The 24,121-nt window shown below is 61.8% G+C and carries 23 protein-coding genes and 1 pseudogene; 22 read left to right on the forward strand and 2 right to left on the reverse strand.

The window, feature by feature from the left end:
• Positions 1-118 precede the first annotated feature (118 nt).
• Entirely contained in the window at positions 119-271 is a 153-nt protein-coding gene (locus tag ACLFLU_RS17655; RefSeq protein ID WP_426413429.1) for a hypothetical protein, read from the forward strand.
• Positions 272-482: 211 nt separating this feature from the next.
• Here the strand turns inward: ACLFLU_RS17655 and ACLFLU_RS17660 are convergent, their stop codons facing one another.
• Positions 483-1,112 (reverse strand): DUF736 family protein, encoded by a 630-nt coding sequence (locus tag ACLFLU_RS17660; RefSeq protein WP_426413430.1) that lies wholly within the window; start codon positions 1,110-1,112, stop codon positions 483-485.
• Between the two features lie 241 nt (positions 1,113-1,353).
• Here ACLFLU_RS17660 and ACLFLU_RS17665 point away from each other — a divergent pair, with 241 nt between their 5' ends.
• From ACLFLU_RS17665 to rlxS, 8 genes and pseudogenes are all read left to right on the forward strand, one after another.
• On the forward strand, positions 1,354-1,677 hold the full coding sequence (locus ACLFLU_RS17665; RefSeq protein ID WP_426413431.1) for a DUF736 domain-containing protein: 324 nt from the start codon (positions 1,354-1,356) through the stop codon (positions 1,675-1,677).
• Between the two features lie 111 nt (positions 1,678-1,788).
• Positions 1,789-1,950 (forward strand): annotated as a pseudogene (locus ACLFLU_RS17670) (transcriptional regulator domain-containing protein); the annotation flags it as partial.
• 132 nt (positions 1,951-2,082) lie between these two features.
• Entirely contained in the window at positions 2,083-2,595 is a 513-nt protein-coding gene (locus tag ACLFLU_RS17675) for a DUF2285 domain-containing protein (RefSeq protein WP_426414018.1), read from the forward strand.
• Positions 2,596-2,773: 178 nt separating this feature from the next.
• Positions 2,774-2,992 carry a helix-turn-helix domain-containing protein gene (locus tag ACLFLU_RS17680; RefSeq protein WP_426413432.1) on the forward strand — a complete coding sequence of 73 codons (219 nt, stop codon included), beginning with the start codon at positions 2,774-2,776 and terminating at the stop codon, positions 2,990-2,992.
• Positions 2,982-3,521, forward strand: a complete 540-nt coding sequence (locus ACLFLU_RS17685; RefSeq protein WP_426413433.1) for a S26 family signal peptidase — start codon at positions 2,982-2,984, stop codon at positions 3,519-3,521. The genes ACLFLU_RS17680 and ACLFLU_RS17685 overlap by 11 nt, the downstream gene beginning before the upstream one ends.
• A 483-nt stretch (positions 3,522-4,004) precedes the next feature.
• Complete coding sequence (locus ACLFLU_RS17690; RefSeq protein ID WP_426413434.1) at positions 4,005-4,952, forward strand: methyltransferase; 948 nt, start codon at positions 4,005-4,007, stop codon at positions 4,950-4,952.
• Positions 4,953-5,612: 660 nt separating this feature from the next.
• A complete protein-coding gene (locus ACLFLU_RS17695; protein WP_426413435.1) occupies positions 5,613-6,677 on the forward strand; it encodes an IS110 family transposase in 1,065 nt (354 codons plus the stop codon).
• 580 nt (positions 6,678-7,257) lie between these two features.
• On the forward strand, positions 7,258-9,225 hold the full coding sequence (rlxS, locus tag ACLFLU_RS17700; protein WP_426413436.1) for a relaxase/mobilization nuclease RlxS: 1,968 nt from the start codon (positions 7,258-7,260) through the stop codon (positions 9,223-9,225).
• A gap of 7 nt (positions 9,226-9,232) precedes the next feature.
• Here rlxS and ACLFLU_RS17705 read toward each other — a convergent pair whose 3' ends face one another.
• Positions 9,233-10,582, reverse strand: coding sequence for a GSU2403 family nucleotidyltransferase fold protein (locus ACLFLU_RS17705; RefSeq protein ID WP_426413437.1), 1,350 nt, complete (start codon positions 10,580-10,582; stop codon positions 9,233-9,235).
• A 425-nt stretch (positions 10,583-11,007) separates the two neighbouring features.
• Between ACLFLU_RS17705 and ACLFLU_RS17710 the strand changes: the two genes are divergently transcribed.
• The 13 genes from ACLFLU_RS17710 to ACLFLU_RS17770 all read left to right on the forward strand — a co-directional run bounded on the left by ACLFLU_RS17710 (position 11,008) and on the right by ACLFLU_RS17770 (position 23,814).
• On the forward strand, positions 11,008-13,035 hold the full coding sequence (locus ACLFLU_RS17710) for a conjugal transfer protein TraG (RefSeq protein ID WP_426413438.1): 2,028 nt from the start codon (positions 11,008-11,010) through the stop codon (positions 13,033-13,035).
• A 12-nt stretch (positions 13,036-13,047) separates the two neighbouring features.
• The gene (locus ACLFLU_RS17715) at positions 13,048-13,599 is read left to right on the forward strand and encodes a CopG family transcriptional regulator (protein WP_426413439.1); all 552 of its coding nucleotides are present in this window, start codon (positions 13,048-13,050) and stop codon (positions 13,597-13,599) included.
• A 37-nt stretch (positions 13,600-13,636) separates the two neighbouring features.
• Positions 13,637-14,575 carry a P-type conjugative transfer ATPase TrbB gene (trbB, locus tag ACLFLU_RS17720; protein ID WP_426413440.1) on the forward strand — a complete coding sequence of 313 codons (939 nt, stop codon included), beginning with the start codon at positions 13,637-13,639 and terminating at the stop codon, positions 14,573-14,575.
• A gap of 101 nt (positions 14,576-14,676) precedes the next feature.
• Positions 14,677-14,961 (forward strand): TrbC/VirB2 family protein, encoded by a 285-nt coding sequence (locus tag ACLFLU_RS17725; protein ID WP_426413441.1) that lies wholly within the window; start codon positions 14,677-14,679, stop codon positions 14,959-14,961.
• Positions 14,961-15,218: a VirB3 family type IV secretion system protein gene (locus ACLFLU_RS17730; RefSeq protein ID WP_426413442.1), complete on the forward strand. Its 258-nt coding sequence runs from the start codon at positions 14,961-14,963 to the stop codon at positions 15,216-15,218. The genes ACLFLU_RS17725 and ACLFLU_RS17730 overlap by 1 nt, the downstream gene beginning before the upstream one ends.
• The gene (trbE, locus tag ACLFLU_RS17735; RefSeq protein ID WP_426413443.1) at positions 15,212-17,800 is read left to right on the forward strand and encodes a conjugal transfer protein TrbE; all 2,589 of its coding nucleotides are present in this window, start codon (positions 15,212-15,214) and stop codon (positions 17,798-17,800) included. The genes ACLFLU_RS17730 and trbE overlap by 7 nt, the downstream gene beginning before the upstream one ends.
• 27 nt (positions 17,801-17,827) lie before the next feature.
• Positions 17,828-18,580: a P-type conjugative transfer protein TrbJ gene (gene trbJ / locus ACLFLU_RS17740; RefSeq protein WP_426413444.1), complete on the forward strand. Its 753-nt coding sequence runs from the start codon at positions 17,828-17,830 to the stop codon at positions 18,578-18,580.
• Between the two features lie 11 nt (positions 18,581-18,591).
• Entirely contained in the window at positions 18,592-19,755 is a 1,164-nt protein-coding gene (trbL, locus tag ACLFLU_RS17745; RefSeq protein ID WP_426413445.1) for a P-type conjugative transfer protein TrbL, read from the forward strand.
• Between the two features lie 3 nt (positions 19,756-19,758).
• Entirely contained in the window at positions 19,759-20,463 is a 705-nt protein-coding gene (trbF, locus tag ACLFLU_RS17750; RefSeq protein ID WP_426413446.1) for a conjugal transfer protein TrbF, read from the forward strand.
• Positions 20,460-21,485 (forward strand): P-type conjugative transfer protein TrbG, encoded by a 1,026-nt coding sequence (trbG, locus tag ACLFLU_RS17755; RefSeq protein ID WP_426413447.1) that lies wholly within the window; start codon positions 20,460-20,462, stop codon positions 21,483-21,485. The genes trbF and trbG overlap by 4 nt, the downstream gene beginning before the upstream one ends.
• Positions 21,486-21,568: 83 nt before the next feature.
• On the forward strand, positions 21,569-22,759 hold the full coding sequence (locus ACLFLU_RS17760; protein WP_426413448.1) for a TrbI/VirB10 family protein: 1,191 nt from the start codon (positions 21,569-21,571) through the stop codon (positions 22,757-22,759).
• A 5-nt stretch (positions 22,760-22,764) separates the two neighbouring features.
• A complete protein-coding gene (locus ACLFLU_RS17765; protein WP_426413449.1) occupies positions 22,765-23,103 on the forward strand; it encodes a DUF2274 domain-containing protein in 339 nt (112 codons plus the stop codon).
• A 510-nt stretch (positions 23,104-23,613) separates the two neighbouring features.
• The gene (locus ACLFLU_RS17770; RefSeq protein ID WP_349626519.1) at positions 23,614-23,814 is read left to right on the forward strand and encodes a helix-turn-helix transcriptional regulator; all 201 of its coding nucleotides are present in this window, start codon (positions 23,614-23,616) and stop codon (positions 23,812-23,814) included.
• The last annotated feature ends 307 nt before the right edge of the window (positions 23,815-24,121 follow it).

Here is a 24,121-nt window from a genome sequence, read left to right on the forward strand (position 1 = left end):
CCTGCCGAGTCGCGACAGAGTCAATCTGGGTGGCGTCAAATTTAGCCGATCGAGGGCGCGGCGACTCATCCTATAGCTCGGCTCCTATAGCAGCGTACACTGCATCACGGAGCCGATGATGGCGAACCCGTTCAAGCCGTATCCCGAACCGCAAGCCGTGAGGCTGAGCCGCATTTGCCTCGCGCAAGTCGTCGTCTGCGTTTCTGCGCTGGCTTCCAACGTCGTGCTGTTGTCGAAGGTCGTGCCGACCTTGACGAGCGGGTTCAACTGATCCCCGTGATCCGACCGGAAGGCTCTGGCCGGATAGGAGCGACACCTAGAGATCAAAAGCCGGACCGTATGGCGCGACCACGCGCTCACGATCCGGCTTTGCCGTTGGTACGATCCACTCTCACAAGGCGACGGGATCGGCTACACGCAAGCTCCATGCTGCGTTGGGCCAGCGCGCCTTTCGAGAATGAAAGCGCCTGGTAGGAGAAAGACTACTTCTTTTTCTTCTTGGCTTTTTTCGCGGTGGTCTTCTTCGCTTTCTTTGCTTTCTTGGCCATGAGCCCTCCGTCAATCCTTAAAGCTAAAGATGCAGCCGGGAATCGGCATACACAAAAACAAGTGTAACATCGAATGCCTGAGATTGACATCGCATCACCTGGGCTCGCGTGCATTGCGCTGTTGAGTCGTATCCTTCGCGGCCACGAGGCTGCGGATGAAGCAGCGCACGGCCCCCGCGAGCAGCTTTCGCGGGGACCGACTGGCGTCAGTCCACGGGCTTTCCACAGTGCAAACATGCGAGGCCTCGTCGTGCCGGTAGCGCGGCCGAGATTGGCGTAGAGCTTGCGCGGGCCGAACTCGGGCGCTGCCAGCGACAGGCTCACATAGTCCTTCGCGTTTCTTGCGGCAGCGGATCCGGTCTCGCGCCGATCCCGCCCCTTGCTGAAGGCCCGGAAGTCGGGATGGCTCTCGGCGCCTCTTGTCGCGGCTCGAGCTGAGGTCGATGTGGTCCGGGAGCAAGACGCATCTCGGTTTGCCTTTGTAGCTGCCGCATCACCTTGTGCCGGCCCGATTGGCCGGGCGTTGTGCCTCGTTCTGCTGTCAGAAGGGGCCGATCTCCTCACGCGTGGCGAAGAGACCTATGGGAAGCGCTCCGCCTGCCAAAACCCTCGCCCCCAGCCTTTTTCCCCGCCGGACAAGGAAGTCCGGCTCCTCGCGGCCGCTTCGCTTTCAAAAAAGCTGTCGTCTCAGGTGCTCCGCGTGCGCTGCGCCCCGCATGCGGGTTCGAAGGCGTTTCGCTTCCCATGACGGTCTCGCCATCGCGAGGGGATCGGCTCCTCGCGAACAACAGATGAGGACAAGACCATGACCGCCATCGGATACGTCACCAAGAACGACAACGGCAGCTACAAGGGCCAGCTCAAGACCGTCTCCATCCGGGCCGATATCGACATCATCCCGAACCGCGACAAGAGTGCCGAGGCCCATCCCGACTTCCGGGTCTTCACCCAGGGCGTCGAGATCGGGGCAGGCTGGGTCCGTCGCGGCGAGAACAGCGGTAAGGACTATGTGAGCCTGTCGCTGGCAGCGCCCGAGTTCGGCCCCCGTAAGCTCTACGCCAATCTCGGCCGCGCCGCCGGTCAGGACGACGACAGCGTGTTCGCCTTGATCTGGAATCCGGCGGACTGACACCAATCGGCCCCCGCGAGAGCTGCTCGCGGGGGCCGTGCTCTTGCCTCATTTGGCCGAAACGATCCAAAGTTGTAGTGGGGCTTTGCTGAGGTGTTTTTGAACTGTTCGGTGAATTCGAACCCTGGTCGAAACCACGATGGCGTAGCTTGCCGCTCGCCGGCCGACTATGATGGCGGCGACTGGGCGTGGGAATTCCTGCGGCGGAACGCCGACTATGTCGCCGACTGGCGAAGCTCAGTTCCTCAGCACTTGCCGTGCATCACGCTTCACGACGGGACCAAGCTGTTGCGGCTCAGGCGGAGGTTTCCGCGTGCGGAGAAGTGGGGGCTCTATGCTTTCGCCGATCCAAGGCTCTGCGCGCACAAGGCGATTGCGTTTTGGCATGCCAGCGCCTTCAAGCAGATGGTGCGGCTCAATGCCAAGCCGCCGAAAGGGAGTGACGAGGCAACAGTGCGCCGGCTTGCCGACTTCAATGCCGATCGACAGGCGGTCATCGGCGTCGACGGCATTCCTCGGGTCCTCATGAAGGGCAGGGGCCTTCATGTCCCCCTCGAAATCCACGGCCTCCGAGTCCTGACCGCACCGTTCACGCCGGTCTTTGAGCTGCACGATCTCGCCGACCTCTCTGCTCAAACCGAGCTCCTGAAGCGATTGCAGCGCCTCACCGAACCCAATTGCAGAGCTCGCCCGAACCCTCCGTTTGCGAGCGACGAACGCCTTCGTCATACGCTGGTCGCGCTCGACGAAAGCCTGAAGGGTAAGACCTATCGCCAGATTGCGATCATCATCTTTGGCGAGCAGAGGGTCGCCGAGGAATGGCAGGGGGCAAGCCAGTTCCTGAAGGACCGTACCCGACGGCTCGTTGCCAAGGGAACCGAACTGATGAAGGGCGGCTATCGCGACCTGCTAGGATAGCAGCTTGCAGGTGACCTGTCCTTCGAACTGTCCTTCCCGGCACATCCGCTTGACGAGCTTGGATTGCGCGGGATGGCGAAAGCGACGCTCTCATCTTCGCCACTCCACAAAGCGCCTCCGATCTGACGACGCTTCTTCTTGCACCTTTTGGTTGTATGGGTGCAGGAGGAAAAGTTGGATGACGAAAAGTGACGACAAGGAACCGGACAAGCCGTTCCTCAACACAGTGGAGGCGGCCGCTTGGCTCAGGCTCACCAAGAACACGCTGGAGAAGATGCGGGTCCAGGGCAGGGGACCGGCCTACCGCAAGCACGGACGCTACGTCCGCTATCACATCGAAGACCTCGTCGAATGGTCGGATGCGAGCAAGAGGAGGTCGACCTCTGATGCCGATTGACCGCACAAGGCTTTGGCGCCAGGCCACCACGCTTTCGGGGATGTGCGCCGGCATCATCGCGCTTCTGATGTCGTCCGCGCCCGCGCTGCCGGTTCTGATCTACAACGCCACCGGGAGCGCGCCGCTCGGCTTCTACTACGTAGAGCAGCGATTGCCGGCCCGCGGCGAACTCGCCGTCTTCAAGCCCACTCCTGGAATCGAGCTCCTGATCGTCGCGTATGACATCCTGCCTGTGCCAGTGCCTCTTCTGAAGCGGGTCGAGGCCGTCGGCGGGGATGAAATCTGCCGCGTCAAGCAGCCGATCGGCAGCATTGCGATCAATGGAAAGGTCGTCGCCGAAGTGCTCGAGAAGGACCGGAAAGGGCGACCTTTGCCTGCCTGGGAGGGCTGCGTGAGGCTGGTCGAGGGCGAGTATTTCCTGATGCAGCCGCACCCGAATTCGTTCGACTCGCGCTACTTCGGACCGGTCCTGCGGTTCGATATTCTGGGCGTGGCGCGGCCGCTCTGGACCTGGAATCCGGATATGTGAAGGGTTGGAGACGACGGGCGCGCATCTGTCGTAACGCGCGCGCCCGTCGTGTTTCGCATGGGCCGAGCCGTGATCGACAGCCCACGCGTGACCGCCGGCAGCCTGAGTTTTCAGGCATAGGGCTGACACCCAAGGTGACCCGTCGGATTGCGACGTGGGCGATCAGAAGATCGATCGCAAAGCTCGCATAGGGTCGAATGCTCAAGCCACTTCTCTTTTGAACGGGGGACTTGAGGGGCGCTGCCCCGTCACCCCCGCAAGACCTTCTTTCGTCCTCCGGTGCAGCAAGTCCGTCGCACGTCGCGCTTCGCGGCTCGGTGCAACCGCGTTGCGCACCATCGGATTCGCGCCGCTGCGCAGACGCCAAAACAAGCTCTTGCCCCCGAAACCCCGGTCTCGCCGACGGGCAGGCGGCATGGCGAAGGCCATGCGCGCCGCGCCGATCATCAGACGCCCTTCGAGGGCTAGAAGCGAGACTTAACAATGTCAAAACTTACGAAAGCGGAAGCCAAGGCACATGCTCAGGCTGAAGAACGGTTGCGGAAGGATGTCCTCACCTACGATGAAAAGGTGTTCGTGTTGGACAACTGGCACGAGGGCGCGAGCCACATCAATGGGTCGGCCGGAGCGTTTTTTACCCCGACAGGCCTCGCGGGAGACTTTGCGATCGACGCTTGCGGTGGCCGGACGATCGACCTCTGTGCTGGCATCGGGGCGCTGGCGTTCCATACGTTCTGGCGGGCACATTATGCCCGTGGAAGTGGCGAGCCGCAGAAGGAAATCGTCTGCATCGAACGCAATCCCGCCTATGTCGCAGTCGGTCGTAAGGTGCTGCCCGAAGCTAAATGGATCTGCGCCGATGTGTTCGATTTTGACTTTGCGGGCTTGGGGCGCTTCCGCTCCGCCATTGCGAATCCACCGTTCGGAGCAACTCCCAGGCTCGGAAGTGGACCGCGCTACACTGGGCGGTCATTTGAGTTTCACCTGATCGATATCGCGTCCGACATAGCGGATTATGGGACTTTTATTATCCCGCAGATGTCTGCGCCGTTCGAATATAGCGGCGTGCAGTGCTACCGCGAGCGCCGGAGCGCTGACTATCTGAAGTTCACGGAGCAGACCGGAATTCATCTTGAGGCCGGGTGCGGCGTCGACTGCGCTTACCATCGCGATGCCTGGAAAGGTATTGCGCCAAACGTCGAAATCGTCTGCGCGAACTTTGAAGACATGCCGCGGAAGAACGCCCAGTCCGCAGCCGATCCAGAGGCTGAACTGCGCGTGATCTGGACCGAAAAGGGTCTGTCAGCGGAGCGGCAGGATGCCCTGATCGCCGAAATCGATGCCACCGCCAAGGCTGGAATCAAGTTTGATGAGCGGCCGGTTCAACCGGATTTGTTCGCAGGAATTGGCCCCTCCGGTTCGAGGCGCTGACGACCGCGGTTGTCAATTCGACTGTACATCATCTGAGCGGGGCGGGCCCCTTAGGCCCGCTCCCTTCGGTTGATGCTCAGGGCACGGACACAAACGGAGCGAAGTTAGGAAAGTGGACCGAGAGGGCACTCTCGGGTTGCGCTAAAGAATGGCCTCGGGTGGCGATGCTCCGACTCAGCGAGTTCCTACCCTGTGCGGGGCGCAGCTACGACAGCTTCTGCCTTCGCGATCACAGTTTCGGCACGCTCTATAGCGGCACGGAGTTCTTTGCTCTTCCAGGTATCAACCGAATGGCCGTCGTCGAATGACTCGTCTGTGGCGTCTTGTGTGCGTGAGACCAACTCACGAAGCGCCGCAATGGCTTCGGAGAGCAGCTCGGCATCCGCCCCGCTTTGGGAGGACCGCGTCATCTTTTTAATCCCATCACATCACAAATTTGGAGCGCCGTGCAATATCGTCACAAAGGACGACAATTGCAATTGCCGGGGGGCTCAAGTTCACCACTTGGCGAAGGTCTGAAGAGAAGCAGGTGAGCAGGTGAACGGGAGGGCTCTTCAAATCGGGCTTCGAGATACCGGTGCACGGGGATAAGACGGCCGTGGCCGAATCCGGAGCCTGGTGCAACGACTTGGAAGGTCGTTGCCACAAGGAAGAGCTCCGATGAAACTGTACGTTGGATTGGACGTCGGCCTTGAAGAAACCAGCGTTTGCATCGTCGATAGCGAGGGTCTCACGATCCGCGAAGTTAAGGTCAGCATGGAGCCAGAGGCGATCCGCTCCGCTGTGGAGGGTTACGCGGATCGCCTCGATAGGGTCGGGGTCGAGGCGTCATCGCTGGGTATCGGGCTGTATCGCGAACTACAGCCAGCCGGGCTTCCAATCATTGTCGTGGAAGCGCGCCATATGCGCGTTTCGCTGTCCACAATGCGCAACAAAACCGACCGAAACGACGCGCGCGGCATCGCGCAGATGATGCGGTTGGGCTGGTACCGCGCCGTCCATGTCAAGAATATCGACATGCAAAAAATGCGCACGCTGCTGACGAACCGAAAGCTACTCAAGCGCAAACTGATCGACCTCGAGAACCATGTTCGGGGCGCACTGCGGGCCTATGGATTGCTCGTTGGAGCGGTCGCTCGAGGTGCCTATGAGGCCCGCATCCGCGAGCTGATCGAGCACAGCGACCCGATTTTTGTGATGTCGATCCAGGTCATGCTGGACGTGCGCCGCGCGCTCCTCGAGGGCTACGATCGGCTGCATCGTGTGCTCCTGCAGGTGGTCCAGCATGATCCTGTTTGCCGGCGTCTGATGACGGTTCCGGGCGTCGGTCCGGTCGTCGCCTTGTCATTCAAGGTTGGCGTTGATGACCCTCATCGCTTTGCCCGATCCCGCACCGTGGGCGCCCATTTTGGCCTGACGCCGAAGCGCCACCAGTCCGGTACATCGATCGATTTTGAGGGTCGGATCAGCAAACAGGGCGATATCTCCGTGCGGGAGGCGCTGTGTGAAGCGGCTGCAAGTCTGCTGCTGCGGGTCAGAAAATGGTCGGCATTGCGAGCGTGGGGCCTGCGGATCGCCAAGCGGTCGAGCATGCTGTGTGCGATCGCCGCGGTCGCGCGAAAGCTCGCGGGTATTCTCCACCGGATGTGGGTCAGCGAGACCGATTTCCACGTCGGATTCGGTGCCAAGGTCACGCAAAGGCTGCGCTTAAAGCCAGCGCAGTAGCAGCTACGTAGACGAGTATAGGAAGGCGCTGGGACCACTCCCAGCATGCTGAGGAGGAAACGAATTTAGAGATCCGCGCGCGCGGTGAGCGTCCCCTGGCGGGGCCGCGAAACGGGGAATGTCCGCTATCTCTTGCCTGCTGCCGTCCTTCGGGAATGAGAGCGCCAGACTGCTTGGACAGCCCTGTTTACGAACCTGATGAAGAGCATGCGACGGCCGAAGTGCTGAACGCGAAGGAACGCATGGACCCCGCCTGGAGAATGCCACTGCAACGCGGTGTGGTGACGTTTGTGCGTCGTAGATGGAGGGAAGCAGCGATGCTTATTTTTGCGAGGACTCGAGGAAAAACCTAGGAATGAGTTGACTTTGCCCGCCCGATTAGGAAGGCAAGATAAAAGCACTGGCGCTACAGAGCACCTAAGCCGTTGTCTGCACATCCAAGATTTGGCGCTCTCTAACTCCTCGCTGTCACCACCTTTGGCTCAACGCAATGGCGTTCCTACCCATTTGCGTCTGCGTCTTGGCGGACGCTCCTCGGCTTCACATATCGCCGTCTCATTCAACGTCGGGGGTGCCGGCCATGCGAGAAATCGACGACGAATTTGAAGTAAAGCTTGGACGGATCGGTAACCGCAGAGCCGGAAGGACGGCTAGCTATCTTCGACGCGTTCGGCAGGAGGCGTCCCAGGTAGGCGCCAGCGCGCGAGCAGGTTCGTCCTTTACCGGCGGCCGCATCGGCCGCGGCCGCGCGCAGGGTACGGTGTTGGCGGGACGTGGACGAAGCCAGGGCCAACGCCGTGTCGTGGTCAAGGCCCGGATCGTGCGGATCAAAGCAGGTGACATTGGCGCCGTGCGAGCTCACTTGCGATACGTCCAGCGCGACGGCGTCACCCGCGAGGGCGCGCCAGGGGAACTCTACGACGCCAACAATGACCGCGCCGACGGCAAGGATTTTACGGAGCGTAGCGCCGGCGATCGCCACCAGTTCCGGTTTATCGTGGCGCCGGAGGACAGCGCGGAGCTAGCGGACCTGAAGCCGTTCGTCCGCGACCTCATGCGGCAGATGGAGCAGGATCTCGGCACCCGGCTCGACTGGGTTGCCGCCGATCATTTCAACACCGGCCATCCCCACACGCACATCGTCTTGCGCGGCAAGGATGGCGAGGGGAGCGACCTCGTCATTGCGCGTGATTATATTGCTCATGGCTTTCGGTCGCGGGCAGCGGAACTCATCACGCGAGAGCTCGGCCCTGAAACGGAAATCGAGGTCGTGCGCAAGCTTCAGCAGGAGATCACGGCCGAGCGGTTTACACGGCTTGACCGGAGCATCCTGAGAGATGCTCCGGGCAGAGCTCTTGACCAGGGTGCGCTGTCTGGACGGGAGCCTGCCTGGCAAACCGCGCGGATCGGACGGTTGCGAACCCTGGAGCGGATGGGGTTGGCGGACGAGACCGAACCGGGGCGTTGGCGGATTGACCCTGAGCTCGAGCCAAAGCTCCGACGCATGGGCGAACGCGGCGACATCATCAAGACCATGCACCGCGAGATGGCCGCGGCAGGAGTTACGCGGGCGGCCGGCGACTACGCGATCTTCGATCCTCAGGGAAGCGCTCACCGCCTGGTCGGGCGGGTTGTCGGCGAGGGATTTGCGGATGAACTTACGGAGCGCCGCTATGTCGTGATCGATGGGGTGGACGGACGAACGCACTATGCCGAGATTGGTGCGCTTAGCGCCAACGAAGAGGTACCTGTCCGGAACACGATCCTGGAGCTCCGTGCGCGCGTCGCTGAGCCGCGCGCAATCGATCGCACGATCGCAGAGATCGCCGGCCGCCATGGCGGCATCTACAGCGACCGTCTGCATCGGGAACTCGATCCCAAAGCGTCGGGCGAATTTGTCGGATCCCACGTGCGGCGCCTGGAAGCGATGCGGCGCGAAGGCATGGTGAGCCGTCTCTCCGACGGCACTTGGGGTGTAGGGAAGGACTATCTCGACCAGGCGCTTCGATACGAGGAGCTCCAGCGCTCGCGCAATCCGGTGCGGGTCGCCGTGCTGTCATGGCAAAGGCTCGAGGATCTGCCGCAGGCGCTGGGTGCAACTTGGCTCGACCGCAAACTCGTTGGCAAGGAGCCTGATGGGCTCGCGTCGACCGGGTTTGGCGCGGAAGTCGAGACCGCGTTGCGAGCGAGACGGCAATGGCTGATCGAGCAGGGGCTGGCGCGAGAGGAAGGTGGCCAGGTGCGTTTTGCGCGGAACATGTTGGATACGCTCGAGGCGCGCGAGCTGGCGCGGACCGCGGCCGACATATCCGCACGCACCGGCCTTGAACATGTCGATGCCAAGGCCGGCGACAAGGTCAGTGGCGTCTACCGGCGAATGCTGACGCTGAACAGCGGACAGTTCGCTTTGATCGAGCGATCCCATGAATTCGTGCTGGTGCCCTGGCGGCCGGTGCTGGAGCGGGCGCTCGGACAATTGGTCACCGGTCAGGTCGGCGGGGAAGGCATATCCTGGTCGATCGGCATCAAGCGCGGGATTGGACGATGACGAGAGACTACTTCCGTTTGGGCGCTCGTCGCGTCGAAAAATGATCGACGTCGGATGTCTTGACCAGTACGGCACCAGGGTCGTCGACCGGAGCGGAAAGATATTTGGCGCGAGCGATCTCCTCGATCCTCGACCTGTTCCTGAGGAACGCTTCCATCCGACCCTCCTGCCCGAGACCATCGGCGCCGAAATGGTCGTCCAGCGCTTCGCGACTGACAGCGCAATTGACCGTGCCGCCGGGCTCCTTTCCCGTGAACGTCACGACGTCGCGGCTGAAGTCATAGCGAGCAGGCGGATTGTCGAAAGAGAGATCGAGACCCGGAATGATCGAGCGAGGCGCGCCGACGGTCTTGAGCACTGTGTCTCGAACGGAGGCCGCAAGCAACGCCATCCCTTCGAGCATCAGCTGGCGCCATTTGGGACCGCGCCCGTGAGCCTCCTCCCATGCCGCTTTCAGCTCATTGGGCCGCCTTTCGGCCAGAGCCGCAAGCAGGGCCTCGGACTGTTGCAGGTCCTTGTCGCGCTTTGCAAACCCCTCCGGGCGCCTGCGGGAGATGATCAGCTTGTGCACGGCGTAACGCGCCGGAGCCGGCACGTGCACGTAGATGCCGGCGCCATGCAGGATGACCGCGGGCTCGGGGTCGCGGATCAGGAAGTCCAGGAAGCGCAGCGGCTGGGCGTCGGTGTTCAGGGCGGGCAGCTTTTGGGGGCGGCCGGTCTCCTTGCCCTCATGGGGCGTGAGAAAGTCGACGCGTAGGCCGCCCTTGGCGGCATAGCTGGTTACGCGCCGGCCATCAGATACGTGAGGAACGGCACGAAAGGATTTGTCGACTTCCTTCAGCACGTCCAGAACGGGCGGCGTAGAGTCCTCGACCGCCACCGAGACGTTCTTGAACTGTGCGATGTCCACGTCGCCGGTCTGCAGCGAGCCGGCGGAGAGGCGGACGCCAAGCATCGCAGCATAAGTTTGGTAGGCGATCGTGCCAACAAGCACGCCGCGAAGGCGGAACACGCCGGCCTTGGCAAGCGCAGCGATGACGTCGCCGATCTCGGGAATGGGGCGAGGAAAGCTGAACGAGCGGATCAGCGTGGAGACAAGCGCCCGACGCTCGCGCTCGTCTTCGCGAACCTCCTTGTGGTGGGCAATTCGCTTCAGAAGTTCCGGCGTCTCGGGCCCGACATAGCGCTGCGACCGCTCGGCGCCGGTGCCGGCCTGGAAGTACCAATACTTGCGGCCATTGATGCTCTTGGCCGTGAACGAGCCGTTGTCAGCGAAGGCGTCCTGGAAGGCGGCGTTCGCGGCGCGCTCCAGGAGCTCGGCATAGGTCGTCTGGGCAACCAGGGAAGGGGCCGGCATGGTCGTTTTCCCGATTTATACTCAGTTTGCGGGTTGAGTATAGAAGCCATGGAACCCGGCGTCCAGCGCGTTTATACTCGTTTCGCAAAGTGAGTATAACGCCGGTTAACCGTGATTTCGGGCCGAATCGGCGTACCAATCTCGTCAATTGATCCGTTTGACTGGTTCCGTCTCTGACCTCTGCAGCCCGCTCCCGGCGTGCTCCGGCCCGCATTCAAGGGTCGTCCAATTTGAGCCGGTAGCTCACCTCTTGTTGAGGTGCCTGATCATCCTCGCTGAGACTGGACGCAGATCGTTCTCGCCTTCGCACGCCTGATCGACATTGCTCTCGTTTCCCCGACGCGATTTTAATTTCGATTGAACGCAAAGCGCATTGGCCTCTTTCATCGCGCCGCTCACGTGGGGTGAGTGAGTGGGGCGAGCCAATGTTTCCGGCAAAAATCTACGTTGGTCAGATTGCCGTCGTGTTCGGCATCGTCGTGGTGTCGACCTGGGGCGCTACGCAATGGACCGCCGCAGCTCTCGGCTATCAGCAGCGGTTGGGTGAGCCTTGGTTCCTGGTTGTCAGCTACCCCGTCTATCTGCCGTGGCGGTTGTTCGAATGGTGGTTCGCCTACGAGGCCTATGCGCCCGAGATCTTTGAGGAGGGCGGAGCCATCGCAGCAGCCGGCGGCATTGCAGGCGCGCTGTTTGCGATCGTCAATTCGGTGTGGCGTGCGCGCCAAAGCCAATTGGTGACGACCTACGGTTCGGCACGGTGGGCCACGCCAAAGGAAATCAAGGCGGCCGGCCTGTTCGCGTCCAAGGGCGTTTTCCTGGGGCGCCTCGAGAACAACTATCTGCGTCACGATGGACCGGAACACGTCATGTGCTTTGCACCGACCCGGTCGGGCAAAGGCGTCGGGCTGGTGTTGCCCACATTGCTGTCGTGGACGTCGTCGGCGGTGGTGCACGACATCAAGGGTGAAAACTGGGAATTGACGTCCGGTTGGCGTTCGACGTTCTCGCATTGCCTTTTGTTCAATCCCACGGATTCGCGGAGCGCCCGCTACAATCCGCTGCTCGAGGTGCGCAAGGGCGCGGCCGAAGTCCGCGATGTCCAGAACATCGCCGACATCCTGGTCGACCCCGAGGGGGCGCTCGAACGCCGAACCCATTGGGAAAAGACCAGTCATTCACTTTTGGTCGGCGTCATCCTTCACGTCCTTTACGCCGAAGAAAAGAAGACGCTTACCCGCGTCACGGAAATCCTGGCCGATCCAGCGCAGTCCTTTGAGAAGACGCTCAGGATCATGCTGGCAACCAATCATCTCGGCACCGACGCAGAGCCGAAGGTGCACCCCGTCGTTGCCGCGACCGCACGCGAGCTTTTGAACAAATCAGAGAACGAGCGCTCAGGTGTCCTCTCGACCGCCGTTAGCTTTCTTGGGCTCTACCGCGATCCCGTCGTCAGCCGAAACACAGAGTCCTGTGATTGGCGCATCGCCGACCTCGTCAGCGCCGACAAGGCGGTCACGCTTTATCTCGTCGTTCCGCCGTCGGACATCAGCCGTACCAAGCCGCTGATCAGGCTGATCCTCAACCAGATCGGCCGCCGGCTGACCGAGACGCTGAACACCAAGGAGGGCGACCGCAGGCACCGCCAGCTCCTGATGATGCTGGATGAATTCCCTGCGCTCGGTCGGCTCGACTTCTTCGAGAGTGCGCTCGCCTTCATGGCCGGTTACGGCATTCGCGCCTATTTGATCGCCCAGTCGCTCAACCAAATCGCAAAGGCGTATGGTGAGAACAACGCGATCCTGGACAATTGTCACGTCCGCATTGCCTTCGCTGCCAATGACGAGCGCACCGCTAAACGGATCTCGGACGCCCTGGGTACCGCGACGGAACTACGTGCACAGCGCAACTATGCCGGCCATCGGCTGGCTCCCTGGCTTGGCCATGTCATGGTCAGTCGTCAGGAGACCGCGCGTCCTTTGCTGACGCCAGGCGAAGTGATGCAACTGCCGCCCGACCAGGCGATCGTATTGGTATCGGGCCTTGCACCAGTCCGCGCGATCAAGCTGCGGCACTATGAGGACGCAAACTTCGTCGATCGTCTGCGCAAGCCGCCATCCTTGGTGGAGGGTGAGTATGCCGATTGTCCGGCGGCCCGCACTGACGATTGGCGCGGCGAGGTGCGCACCACCGACCTTCGCCTAGCGACCCTGCCGTATCGCGAGCTCATGCATACGGGCGGCGAGGAGGGGGGTCTCAAGCAGCAATTGCCGTTGTTCGACGAGGCAGCACCAGCTGTGACGGACGTTCGTGCCATCGAGGAGCGATTGCTCGACGACGAGTCCGACGTGGCCGCCGAGCGCAGCCAGATGCAGCAGGCAGCAAACGCGTCCGGCGCCGTACGCCGAGCCCATGCCGTTACTCGCGACGACGACGATCTTCTCCCCTCATTCTGAAGAGCATCCCCCATGAAACCGAAACTGTCGGCCTACGTCTCCGAAAGTGTGGCGCAACGGCTCGAGCTCGCCGCCAAGCGCCCTGGAGCCAACAAGTCAGCCATTGTCGATGCTGCGCTTGATCGCTTTCTCAACCCCGAACGTGACGCCAGCGGCGATGCAGCGTTGATCCGAAGGCTAGATCGGATGAGCAGGCAGCTGGAGCGAGCCGACCGCGACCTCGGCGTCCTGGCCGAGACCATCGCGCTGTTCATCCGATACTACCTGACGATCACACCTCCGCTGCCTTCGCAAGACCAGGATGCAGCGCGTGCGTTGGGACGCGAGCGATTCGAGATGTTTGTCGCCCAGGTCGGCAAACGGGTCGCCTCCGGTGGCCGACTTGTCGCTGACGTCATGGATCGCGTCAGCGCCTCGAAGCCGGATCTCTTCATGCGGAACCTCGAGGAGGGCGCCCCTCTGGGCGCTGTCCAACCCAGCGATACCGGATCCCGCGCGCCGAGCGCGACGGGTGAGCCGCCGGAGCATTCTCCGGCAGGGCGAGAGGGGGTCGGCAATGTCTGATCTCCTCTCGCCAGAAACCCGTGAACGACGCCGGGGCATGCTGCGGACCGCGATGGGACCGGCAATCGCGCTGGCTCTGGAAGAGCCTGATGTCGTCGAAGTCATGGTCAATCCCGATGGGAGGCTTTGGCTCGATCGCCACGGGACGGGCCGGGCGGACACAGGCGTTGTCCTGACGCCGCAGGAGTCGGAGCGGATCATCCGGCTTGTTGCCAGCCATGTGCGGGCGGAGGCGAGCGGTTCGTCTCCAATCGTCTCGGCGGAACTCCCCGAAACCGGTGAACGCTTTGAAGGTGTGTTGCCGCCGGTCTCGCTCGCGCCCTGCTTTGCCATACGCAAGCCCGCAACGACCACGTTCCGCCTGTCCGATTACGTCAAGGCGCAGATTGCCTCGCCATTGATGGCGAAGGTGCTGACATCAGCGGTCACCGACGCACGCAGCATCCTGATCGCCGGCGGCACCGGTTCGGGCAAGACGACGCTTGCCAATGCGCTTCTAGCGGAGATCGCCGGCCTCGAAGATCGGGTTGTCATCATCGAGGACACCCGCGAGCTGCGCTGCGCTGCAAAGGATGCCGTGACGCTCCGGACAAAGCCGGGCGTGGCCAGCCTTGCCGATCTTGTTCGGTCTACGCTGCGCTTGCGGCCCGACCGCATCATCGTCGGTGAGGTCAGAGGCGCCGAAGCGCTCGACATGCTGAAGGCCTGGAATACCGGCCATCCCGGCGGAATTGCCACGGTCCATGCCAACTCGGCACGAGCTGCGCTCTACCGTATCGAGCAACTGATCCAGGAAGCAGTCGCAACGGTGCCGCGCCGGCTGATTGCCGAGGCGATCGACTTGGTTGTCTTCATCAAGGGGCGGGGTCCCGCACGGCGCATCGAGGCCGTCGCCGAGCTCAAGGGCCTCGATCCGTCAGGCGACTACCTGCTCGAGACTCCGCCCGGACTTCCAACCACCTCCCATCGCCCCTGACCTGAAGGAGACTGCATATGTCCATTCGAACTCGTCTAAACGTGCGTTCGCGCCTTCTCTGCTTGTGTTCGGTCAAGGGAGTGCCACTCGTTGAGCTCGGCGTGGCCTCAGCTTGTGTGCTCCTCAGCGTCACGGCGGCACAAGCCGCGGGTTCAGGCATGCCGTGGGAAGCGCCGCTCGAGCGCGTCCTGGAATCCGTGCAAGGGCCCGTCGCCAAGATCGTCGCCGTCATCATCATCACGGTGACCGGCATATCGCTGGCCTTTGGCGATACCTCCGGTGGATTCCGCAAGATGGTCCAGGTCGTTTTCGGCCTCTCGATCGCCTTCGCCGCAAGTTCCTTCTTCCTCTCGTTCTTCTCCTTCGGTGGCGGAGCACTGATCTGATGCGCCCCGATGGTTTTGAACTCGTGCTCCACCGCTCGTTGACCGAACCCATTCTCATCGGCGGCGCTCCGCGCGCCGCCGCCATCCTGATCGGGACCCTCTCGGCCGTGCTGGCCTTGGGCCTCCGTCTTTGGCTCGCTGGCCTTGTTCTCTGGATCGTCGGGCATAGCGCAGCCGTTTGGCTCGCAAAACGCGACCCGGCCTTCGTCGAAGTCGCCATCCGTCACACCAAGCACAAAGGGCGGCTCGCATGCTGAACTTGAGAGAATTCCGCGGCAACGCCTATCGGCTGGCGGATTGGCTGCCATGGGCATGCCTGGTCGCTCCGGGTGTCATCCTCAATAAGGATGGCAGCTTCCAACGGACGATCCGCTACCGCGGGCCGGACCTCGACAGCGCGACCGAACCCGAACTGATGAGCGTCGCGTCCCGCGTCAACAACGTTCTGAAGCGGTTTGGCTCAGGTTGGGCCCTGTTCTTTGATGCCACGCGCATCCCGGCCTCCGAATATCCGCGGTCGGAATTTCCCGATCCGGTGTCCTGGCTGGTGGATGAGGAGCGGCGTGCCGCCTTCGAAGGGCCCGCCGGTGTCGCATGGGAGGATCCGTCTCGTCCCGGCGGACAGCATTTCGAGAGTGTGCTGCATCTGACCCTGATGTATTTGCCGCCGGCCGAGCGGATATCGCGCCTCGAGGGCTTGTTCCTCGAGCGTCCGGCAGAGAAGGATCACGCATCTAGGCGAGGTCGGCGCGTGCGCCGGGACCAATCGACTGCCGATGCTGATCGAAGCGAGAATTCGGCACACAGCGACATCCGCGATGCCGATATCGACGGCCTGCAAAAGCCGGGGCGAAGCGAGCAAGGCTACCGGGATCACCTCCAACGATTCAGCCAGGAAACCGACCGGGCGATCGATCTGCTCTCGTCGGTCTTGCCCGAGATCTGGCCTCTCAACGATGCGGAGACGCTCACATATCTTCACGGCTGCGTCTCGACCAAGCGCCATCCCGTGGTCGTTCCCAAGACGCCAGCCTATCTCGATTGCTTCTTGAGCGATGAGCCGCTGACCGGTGGACTGTCGCCAGCCATCGGGCGGAGCCATCTTCGCGCGCTGACGGTGCTTGGATTTCCGCACGTCACCTTTCCCGGCCTGCTTGACGAACTGAACCGGCTTGGTGTCGCCTACCGCTGGGCCACCCGGTTCATTCCGCTGGATCGCACGCAGGCCAACGCGACGCTCTCGCGCTACCGGCGGCAGTGGTTTGCGAAGCGGAAGTCACTTGCAGCGATCCTCAAAGAGGTCATGTTCAACGAGCAGGCGGCGCTGCTCGACACCGACGCCAGCAACAAGGCACTCGACGCCGACGCTGCGCTTTCCGAGCTGGGCGACGATCTGGTTGCCTTCGGCTATATCACCACGACCGTCACCGTCACGGACGAGGACTCGCATCAAGCGGACGAGAAGATCCGCGCAGTCGAGCGGGTGATCAATAGCCGTGGTTTCACGGCCATCCGCGAGAGCGTGAACGCGGTGGAGGCTTGGTTGGGCGGTCTGCCGGGTCAAGCCTATGCCAACATCCGCCAGCCGATCGTTCACACGCTGAATCTCGCCCACATGTGCCCGCTATCGGCGGTGTGGGCCGGACCGGAGCGTTGCGAACACCTCAATGGACCGCCGCTTTTGGTCGCCAAGACCAAAGGAGCGACCCCGTTTCGTTTGTCGCTCCACGCCGGCGATGTCGGGCACACCATTATCGTTGGTCCGACCGGGGCGGGCAAGTCGGTCCTGCTTTCGATGCTCGCCCTTCAATTCCGCCGGTACTCAAACGCTCAACTGATCACGTTCGACAAGGGGCGGTCCGCGCGTGTCACCACGCTCGCGCTGTCGGGGGCCTGGTATGAGCTAGGCGCCAAGGGCGGTATCGCCTTTCAGCCGCTCAAGGACGTCGCCGAGGAGGGGGCGAGACTCTGGGCGCTCGACTGGCTCTGTGGCGTGCTTGCCCATGAGCGCGTGACCGTGACGCCCGACGTCAAAGAGACGCTTTGGTCGGCACTCAAGAGCCTCGGTTCCGCGCCAGTCTCGCAGCGGACGATGACCGGTCTCGTGGCGTTGCTTGCCCGCGACGCGCTGCGGCAGGCGCTGCAACCTTACACGCTGGAAGGACCGTACGGCCGCTTCCTGGACGCGGACGCCGACCGTCTTTCCGGTGCGGATGTGCTCACCTTCGAAATGGAAGAATTGATGGCGTTGCCGGGCCTGGTGGCGCCGGTTCTAACCTATCTTTTTCACACGCTTGAAGAGCGCTTTGACGGCCGGCCCACGCTGTTGGTGCTGGACGAGGCATGGGTGCTTCTGGACGACCCGCTGTTCGCGAGTCGCATTCGCGAATGGCTGAAGACACTGCGCAAGAAGAACGTGGCCGTGATCTTTGCCACGCAGTCGCTTGCCGATATCGCCGACAGCGAGATTGCGCCCGCGATCATTGAATCCTGTCCGAGCCGAATTTTCTTGCCCAATCCCCGTGCCCTTGAGCCGACCCAGACCGAGACCTATCGGCACTTCGGCCTGAACGACACGCAAGTCCGCCTAATTAGCGAAGCCTTTCCCAAGCGCGACTACTATCTGCAGTCGCGTGCTGGAAACCGCCTGTTCGAGCTAGGCCTTGGACCGGTCGCGCTCGCGCTCGTCGGGGCGTCCTCGCCAGAGGATCAGCGCACCATTGATGCAGTCCTGGCCCGCACTGGGCCCCACCATTTCGCCGAGCGCTACCTCGCTGAACGCGGTCTGCACTGGGCGGCCAACCTGATCAGCACCTTCGAACAAGCCCACAACGTCTGACCTCAACCTCAATGCCTGGAGGCTTCCATGATCGAACCTATCGGCCGCATGTTCTTGGGCACAACTTCAAGGGTTATCATAACAACAATACTATCAGTTGCCATCGCCGTGAGTGGGGTGCGACGGCTCGGGGCGTTCGATATCGTCTTCGATCCTACGAACTACGGCCAAAATCTCCTCACCGCCGCGCGCGCGCTTGAACAGATCAACAATCAGGTCAGGAGCCTCGAAAACCAGACCCAGTCGCTCCTCAATCAGGCGAAGCATCTCGCGAGCCTCCCCACAAGCGTCGTCGGTCAGCTCTCCTCGAACATCAATCAGATGAACGGACTGATCAATCAGGCAAAGAACATCTCGTTCGATGTCCAGACGACTCAGCAGGACTTCCGACGGCTTTACCCCCGTCAGTACGCGGCGGCCATCTCGTCCGACAAGATGGTGCAGGATGCAACGGCACGTTGGGACAACAGCTACGACGGGTTGAAGCAGTCGCTCACCGTTCAATCCGCCATCGTCAGTGGTTTGGATCAAGACGGCCAGACGCTCCGGACGCTGATGGCGAATTCGTCCGCGGCGGTCGGTTCATTACAGGCCCAACAGTCTGGCAACGAATTGCTCGCGTTGCAGATCAAGCAGTCGTTGCAAACCCAGGCACTCATGGCAACCCAAGCGCGCGCGGACACGTTGCGTGCCGCCGAGCAGCAGGCATCGTCGGCCGCCGCCAAGGAGCGATTTACCCGCTTCATCGGCGATGGCCATGCCTACAACGCCAGCAAGTAGGTGAGGGCGCCATGGCTGATCTCTCTGTCATTGACCGCTTCACCGAGACGTTCTCGCGCTACATCGACTCCGGGTTTGGTCTCCTCTCCGGCGACGTCTCATTCTTGAGTTCAACGTTGATCGGCATCGACCTGACGCTCGCCGGCCTTGCCTGGAGCATGCGCGCGGACGACCACATCATGGTCACGCTTGCCAAGAAGGTGTTGTACGTCGGCGCTTTCGCTTTCATTATCGGCAACTTCAAGAGCCTTGCCGATATTGTCTTTGCCTCGTTCTCCAGCATCGGTCTGAAGGCATCCGGCGGGAGCTTAAGTGCGGCCGACCTGGCGCGGCCCGGCTTTGTCGCCTCGGCCGGGTTTACGGCCGCTCATCCTCTTCTGGAGGAGACCGGCCAATTCTCGGGCTTTGATGTCCTGACCAACCTGCCGACGATCCTGATCCTGCTGTTCTGCTGGATCCTGATCGTGCTCGCCTTCTTCGTACTCTCGGTGCAGCTCTTCGTCACGCTGATCGAATTCAAGCTGACGACGCTTGCAAGCTTCATTCTCGTGCCGTTCGCCTTGTGGGGAAAGACCGCATTCCTGGCGGAAAAGACGCTCGGCAACGTGGTCGCCTCGGGGGTGAAGGTGATGGTGCTCGCGATCATCATCGGCATCGGCTCGACCATCTTCGGTCAACTCGCGAGCACGCTGACCCGGCCGGTCGACATCGTGTCGGCCATGAGCCTGTTGCTTGCAGCCCTTTCGCTGTTTGGCCTTGGTATCTTCGGCCCAGGAATCGCAGCGGGATTGGTCTCGGGGGCACCGCAGTTGGGCGCCGGCGCCGCCGCAGGGACGGTGGCGGGTGCGGCGGCGGTCGCGATTGGCGGTGGAGCGGCGGCCGTGGGCGGGCTGAGCTTAGCGGCGGGTGGTTCAATGACTGCGGTTCGCTCCGCGGCATCGCTCACAAGGGCGTCCTCGGCTGCGGGCTCGTCGGCCCGGGCCGCAACCGTGGATCAGCTTTCAAGCGCGAGCACTGCCGGTACGACGAGCGGATCGGCTGCTCAGGGCGCGGGGCGTACGGCCGCGTCGTCAGGACGAGGACACGCAAGGGAAGCGGCCCAGGTCGCCGCTCACACTCTGAAGGAGGGTGACAAGGGCGGGCATTCTTCGGGCCCGAAGCTGGGGGAGGAGTAGGACATGGCAGGTCACCCCTTTCAGCGCGTGTCCGTTCGCTATGGCGAGACGCCTGAGCCGGTCACACCCTATCAAAAGGCAGCCCAGGTCTGGGACGAGCGGCTAGGATCTGCCCGTGTTCAGGCCAGCAACTGGCGGCTGGCAGCGCTGGCGGCCATCGGCCTGTCCAGTGTCCTCGGATTGACGATCTTTACCCAGATCGCTCGCTCGGGTGTCGTTCCCTATGTGGTCGAGGTCGATCGGCTCGGCGAAGTCCGCGCAGTCGGGCAGGCGCTCGAAGCCTACCAGCCGTCAGACGCACAGATCGCGCATTTTCTCGCGCGGTTCATCGAGAATGTCCGCTCGCTGTCGATCGATCCGGTCATCGTTCGGACGAACTGGTTGCGCGCCTACGACTTCGTCACCGACCGTGGCGCGCAAGTCCTAAACGACTACGCGCGCGAAGCCGATCCGTTCACGAAAATCGGCTCGAAGACGGTGACCGCCGAAGTCACCTCCGTGGTGCGCGCGTCCGGCGACAGCTTCGAGATCCGCTGGAAAGAGAACACCTACGAGAATGGTGCGATCGCAAAGACCGAACGCTTCACAGGTCTCGTCACCACCATTCTCAAGCCGCCCGCAGATGCTGAAACCCTACGGAAGAACCCACTCGGCCTCTACGTCCATTCCCTCAATTGGTCGCGCGACCTCATTGGAGACGCCAAATGAATTCTATTACCCTCACCAAGCTCGCGTCGGCCAGCGTGCTCGCGTTGTCATTTGCGCTCGGCGGATGCGCCACCAAGCTCAATCTCGAAGCGCCCTATGATGACATGGTCTTCGAGAAGGGCTTTCCAGAGGCCGATCCCCCAGCACCGGTGCAGGTCGTCGAAACGCCCAAGGTCCTTCCGTTGCCGGGCCAGTTGAAGCCCTTGCCGACAAAGGGCAGCAAGGAGGAGAAGCTGCCGCCGGAGCAGGCGATCGCCACGGCGAACAAGGCGGCGAGGATAGAGCCGACGCGGGCCGGCTACATCAACGCCATCCAGGTCTACCCATGGACGGAAGGCGCGCTCTACCGGCTCTATGCGAGTCCCGAAAAGGTCTCGACCATCGCGCTCCAGCCTGGCGAAGAACTGATCGACGTCTCCACCGGCGATACTGTGCGCTGGGTGGTCGGTGATACCTCGAGTGGGCAGGGGACCGCCCGGAGGGTCCACATCCTGATCAAGCCAACGCTTCCGGACATACAAACCAATCTCGTGGTCCTGACCGACCGGCGGGCCTATCACCTCGAGCTCGTGTCGACCAAGCAGACCTATATGGCGTCCATCTCGTGGACGTATCCGACTGACACGCTCGTTGCTCTCCATAAGCAGAACGTCGCAGCGCAGGAAAACGAGGAACGGATCGTTGATCGTGGTGTGCGGCTCGACAGCTTGAACTTCCGCTATCGGATTGAAGGAGACGATCCGCCGTGGCGGCCGCTGCGTGCCTTCGACGATGGCCGCAAAGTCTATATCCAGATGCCGTCCGGCCTGTTGCAAGGGGAGGCGCCGCCCTTGTTCATTGCCGGAGCCGATGGCCGGCCAAACCTCGTCAATTACCGGGTCCGTGGTTCCTACTACATCGTGGATCGGATGTTCGGTGCTGCCGAGCTTCGCCTTGGCGAAGATCCGCAGCGCATCGTCCGGATCATCCGTATTGACGCGCGGCCGGTGTCACAGGCCTTCAGCACCGGGAGCGCATCATGACGACGGGACTGGATCAGGATCCGGAGCCGCTGGAATTACGAGCACGTCCGCGGGCGGTTCGGCGCCTCAACAGGCGCGCGCTGATGATCGGCTGCGCCGTCGCGGCGCTGTTTGTTGGCGGGGTGATACTCATTGCGCTCCGACCACAATCCTTCAAGCAGTCGGAGCGGACAGAGCTTTATAATACTGACCGCAAACAGACCGCTGAGGGGCTCAGCAAGTTGCCAAAGTCCTACGAGGAGTTGCCGCCGTCGACGCCGCGGCTCGGACCGCCGTCGCCTGGGGACATCGGCCGGGCTTTTGCCGAGAACGAGAGGAAGGCCGGCGTAGTATCGGACACTGGTTTTCGGACCAACCCGGAGGAAGATGCTGAACGGGCGGAACGGATCCGCCAAACGCGGATCAGTCAGCAGGCAAAGGAGTCGGGCTTGTTCGTCCGCCTGTCTGAGAAGCAGGACAAGCGCAAGCAGGCAAGCATGACCGAAGTGCCGGCTGCCGCTCCATCCGCATTTAGGCCTGCGGCCCCCGATACAGGTCCGTCCGCTGCGGAACTCGCAAAGACGGCGCAGGCGATGATTGACCGGTCGGGCGAGATCATTCCATCGTCGCAGGCGCGAAAGCTCGCCTTCGTGGGTGCGAAGGCCGACACGGAGACCACCAATCCCCATGCGCTCAAGCCTGCACCGTCCACCTATGCCGTGATGGCCGGCTCGATCATTCCAGCGAGCCTCGTCACGGGTCTGAATTCGGACTTGCCAGGCACTACCATCGGCCAAGTCACCGAAAACGTCTATGACACGGTGACGGGCGAGCATCTCCTGATCCCGCAAGGGACGCGGATCATGGGAAAATACGACAGCGTCGTCGCTTTTGGTCAGAAGCGGGCGCTGGTCGTCTGGACGAGACTTATCTTGCCGAACGGCAATTCAATCGTGATCGAGAATCTTCCGGCCACAGATGTCGCCGGTTACGCGGGCCTCGAGGATGAGGTGGACTTCCACACCTGGCAATTGCTCAAGGGCGTCGCTCTGGCGACCCTGATCGGGGTGGGGACGCAGCTTTCGATCGGAAACGACGAGAGCGACCTCGTGAAAGCGTTGCGCGAGAGCACGCAGCAAACGACCAATCGCGCGGGGCAGCGCCTGGTGGAGCGCGAGCTCGACGTGCAGCCGACAATCACGGTGCGGCCGGGCTGGCCGTTGCGGGTGATTGTTTCGAAGGATCTGGTGCTGAAGCCGTATCAAGACGTTCAGACGGCGGCCAAGGCGAGATAGTGCCGATGAAACTTTCAAAACTGCCCGACCGCACTCCGGTCAAGCTCAGCACGACGCTAACGCCGGCGCTTGCTGCGCGGCTTCGCGATTACGCCGATTTTTATGCAGAGACCTACGGGACCCGGGAGGAGGTGGTCGATCTCGTACCGTTTATGCTGGAGGCATTTCTAGATGGCGATGCGGATTTCAAGCGAGCCGGCCGGGCAGGCGGCGCGAAGGATCCGACGATCGATAAGCCCCGACGTCCCGATAATCCATCTACCCAGAAAGCGTCGGTGGAGAGCCCCGGCAAGAGTAAGGAACCATCTTACCAGCTCGCTAACAGGGAAGAGGCGAGCCAGTGATTTCCGTCATCTACACCGGAGTAATCGGCTCGCCTGATATCTGGCTGATGGCATCTTTCACGAGACTGATGGAACACTCAAGTCGCTGCAGGAGCGTATTTAGGTCTGAAACAGTTGCTTCCTCCATCCGAAGATTGTCGGAGTTTACGGCTCGTCGAACTAGGACGTCGAGCGCTTCGGTCGGCGGATCTGGGATGGTGTCTGCAGTATGTGGCCATAGAAAATGTGAAATTACCGTTCCGTCCGGACCAATCCCTACTGCTAATGAAGCTCTCGTCAGCACCGTTTGCTCTACGATTTGAACAGGCACTTCGATCGCAGAAACGTAATCGCTGACTCCGACAACGCGGTATCCAAATCGATAGGTATCCCCGGCAACTTCCGCGAACGGCTCTAGCTGTACTGTCCCAGGACCATTCATATGGGATGCTGCCTCCGTAGTTCTCTTTGTTGAGTATACTCAATTGTGGAGTATGCTCAACAAGAAGCATGCCGTCTTTCATGGACGGAATGCGAGACATTGTTGCAAAGAACCTTCGGCGGCTTCGGCATGAAAAAGGCTGGAGTCAGGAGGAACTCTCGTTTCGAGCGAAGGTAGATCGAAGCTATATCAGCCAGCTGGAGACCAGCACCTACAGTGCTTCGGTTACCATGCTTGGCAAGCTTGCAAAGGCGCTGGGCGTGGACGCGGGCGACCTACTGAAACGATAATCGTGCCGACGCGGGGCGCGGAGCCGGCGGTGCGTTCTCTGCAGAACTGGCGCTCGCCGGAAAGTCATCAACCTTGTCCGGGAAAATATTCCCGTTTTTGCGGATACAGGTTACCAGAGACGACTTCGATCATAACTGCCGCCGATGAAGGCAGTTCGTCTTACGCACTGATAAAGGTTTTTAGAGTTTGCCAATCAGCTTGTGGCCCGTACACGCGGCGCATCAATCCGACGACCAAACGTTTCAAATGTGCCGCCGTAACTGCAGATCGCTAGAGACCGGGGTCCCACGGCACAAGGCTCGCCCT

Source organism: Bradyrhizobium ganzhouense (assembly GCF_049949285.1).
GTDB classification, from domain to species: Bacteria; Pseudomonadota; Alphaproteobacteria; order Rhizobiales; family Xanthobacteraceae; genus Bradyrhizobium; species Bradyrhizobium ganzhouense.

What these genes read in the sequence shown, in the direction of transcription:
- ACLFLU_RS17655 (WP_426413429.1), top strand. Translation starts at nt 119, where the DNA reads ATGGCGAACCCGTTCAAGCCGTATCCCGAACCGCAAGCCGTGAGGCTG.
- ACLFLU_RS17665 (WP_426413431.1), top strand. Translation starts at nt 1,354, where the DNA reads ATGACCGCCATCGGATACGTCACCAAGAACGACAACGGCAGCTACAAG.
- ACLFLU_RS17675 (WP_426414018.1), top strand. Translation starts at nt 2,083, where the DNA reads ATGGTGCGGCTCAATGCCAAGCCGCCGAAAGGGAGTGACGAGGCAACA.
- ACLFLU_RS17680 (WP_426413432.1), top strand. Translation starts at nt 2,774, where the DNA reads ATGACGAAAAGTGACGACAAGGAACCGGACAAGCCGTTCCTCAACACA.
- ACLFLU_RS17685 (WP_426413433.1), top strand. Translation starts at nt 2,982, where the DNA reads ATGCCGATTGACCGCACAAGGCTTTGGCGCCAGGCCACCACGCTTTCG.
- ACLFLU_RS17690 (WP_426413434.1), top strand. Translation starts at nt 4,005, where the DNA reads ATGTCAAAACTTACGAAAGCGGAAGCCAAGGCACATGCTCAGGCTGAA.
- ACLFLU_RS17695 (WP_426413435.1), top strand. Translation starts at nt 5,613, where the DNA reads ATGAAACTGTACGTTGGATTGGACGTCGGCCTTGAAGAAACCAGCGTT.
- rlxS (WP_426413436.1), top strand. Translation starts at nt 7,258, where the DNA reads ATGCGAGAAATCGACGACGAATTTGAAGTAAAGCTTGGACGGATCGGT.
- ACLFLU_RS17705 (WP_426413437.1), bottom strand. Translation starts at nt 10,582, where the DNA reads ATGCCGGCCCCTTCCCTGGTTGCCCAGACGACCTATGCCGAGCTCCTG.
- ACLFLU_RS17710 (WP_426413438.1), top strand. Translation starts at nt 11,008, where the DNA reads ATGTTTCCGGCAAAAATCTACGTTGGTCAGATTGCCGTCGTGTTCGGC.
- ACLFLU_RS17715 (WP_426413439.1), top strand. Translation starts at nt 13,048, where the DNA reads ATGAAACCGAAACTGTCGGCCTACGTCTCCGAAAGTGTGGCGCAACGG.
- trbB (WP_426413440.1), top strand. Translation starts at nt 13,637, where the DNA reads ATGCTGCGGACCGCGATGGGACCGGCAATCGCGCTGGCTCTGGAAGAG.
- ACLFLU_RS17730 (WP_426413442.1), top strand. Translation starts at nt 14,961, where the DNA reads ATGCGCCCCGATGGTTTTGAACTCGTGCTCCACCGCTCGTTGACCGAA.
- trbE (WP_426413443.1), top strand. Translation starts at nt 15,212, where the DNA reads ATGCTGAACTTGAGAGAATTCCGCGGCAACGCCTATCGGCTGGCGGAT.
- trbJ (WP_426413444.1), top strand. Translation starts at nt 17,828, where the DNA reads ATGATCGAACCTATCGGCCGCATGTTCTTGGGCACAACTTCAAGGGTT.
- trbL (WP_426413445.1), top strand. Translation starts at nt 18,592, where the DNA reads ATGGCTGATCTCTCTGTCATTGACCGCTTCACCGAGACGTTCTCGCGC.
- trbF (WP_426413446.1), top strand. Translation starts at nt 19,759, where the DNA reads ATGGCAGGTCACCCCTTTCAGCGCGTGTCCGTTCGCTATGGCGAGACG.
- trbG (WP_426413447.1), top strand. Translation starts at nt 20,460, where the DNA reads ATGAATTCTATTACCCTCACCAAGCTCGCGTCGGCCAGCGTGCTCGCG.
- ACLFLU_RS17760 (WP_426413448.1), top strand. Translation starts at nt 21,569, where the DNA reads ATGATCGGCTGCGCCGTCGCGGCGCTGTTTGTTGGCGGGGTGATACTC.
- ACLFLU_RS17765 (WP_426413449.1), top strand. Translation starts at nt 22,765, where the DNA reads ATGAAACTTTCAAAACTGCCCGACCGCACTCCGGTCAAGCTCAGCACG.
- ACLFLU_RS17770 (WP_349626519.1), top strand. Translation starts at nt 23,614, where the DNA reads ATGCGAGACATTGTTGCAAAGAACCTTCGGCGGCTTCGGCATGAAAAA.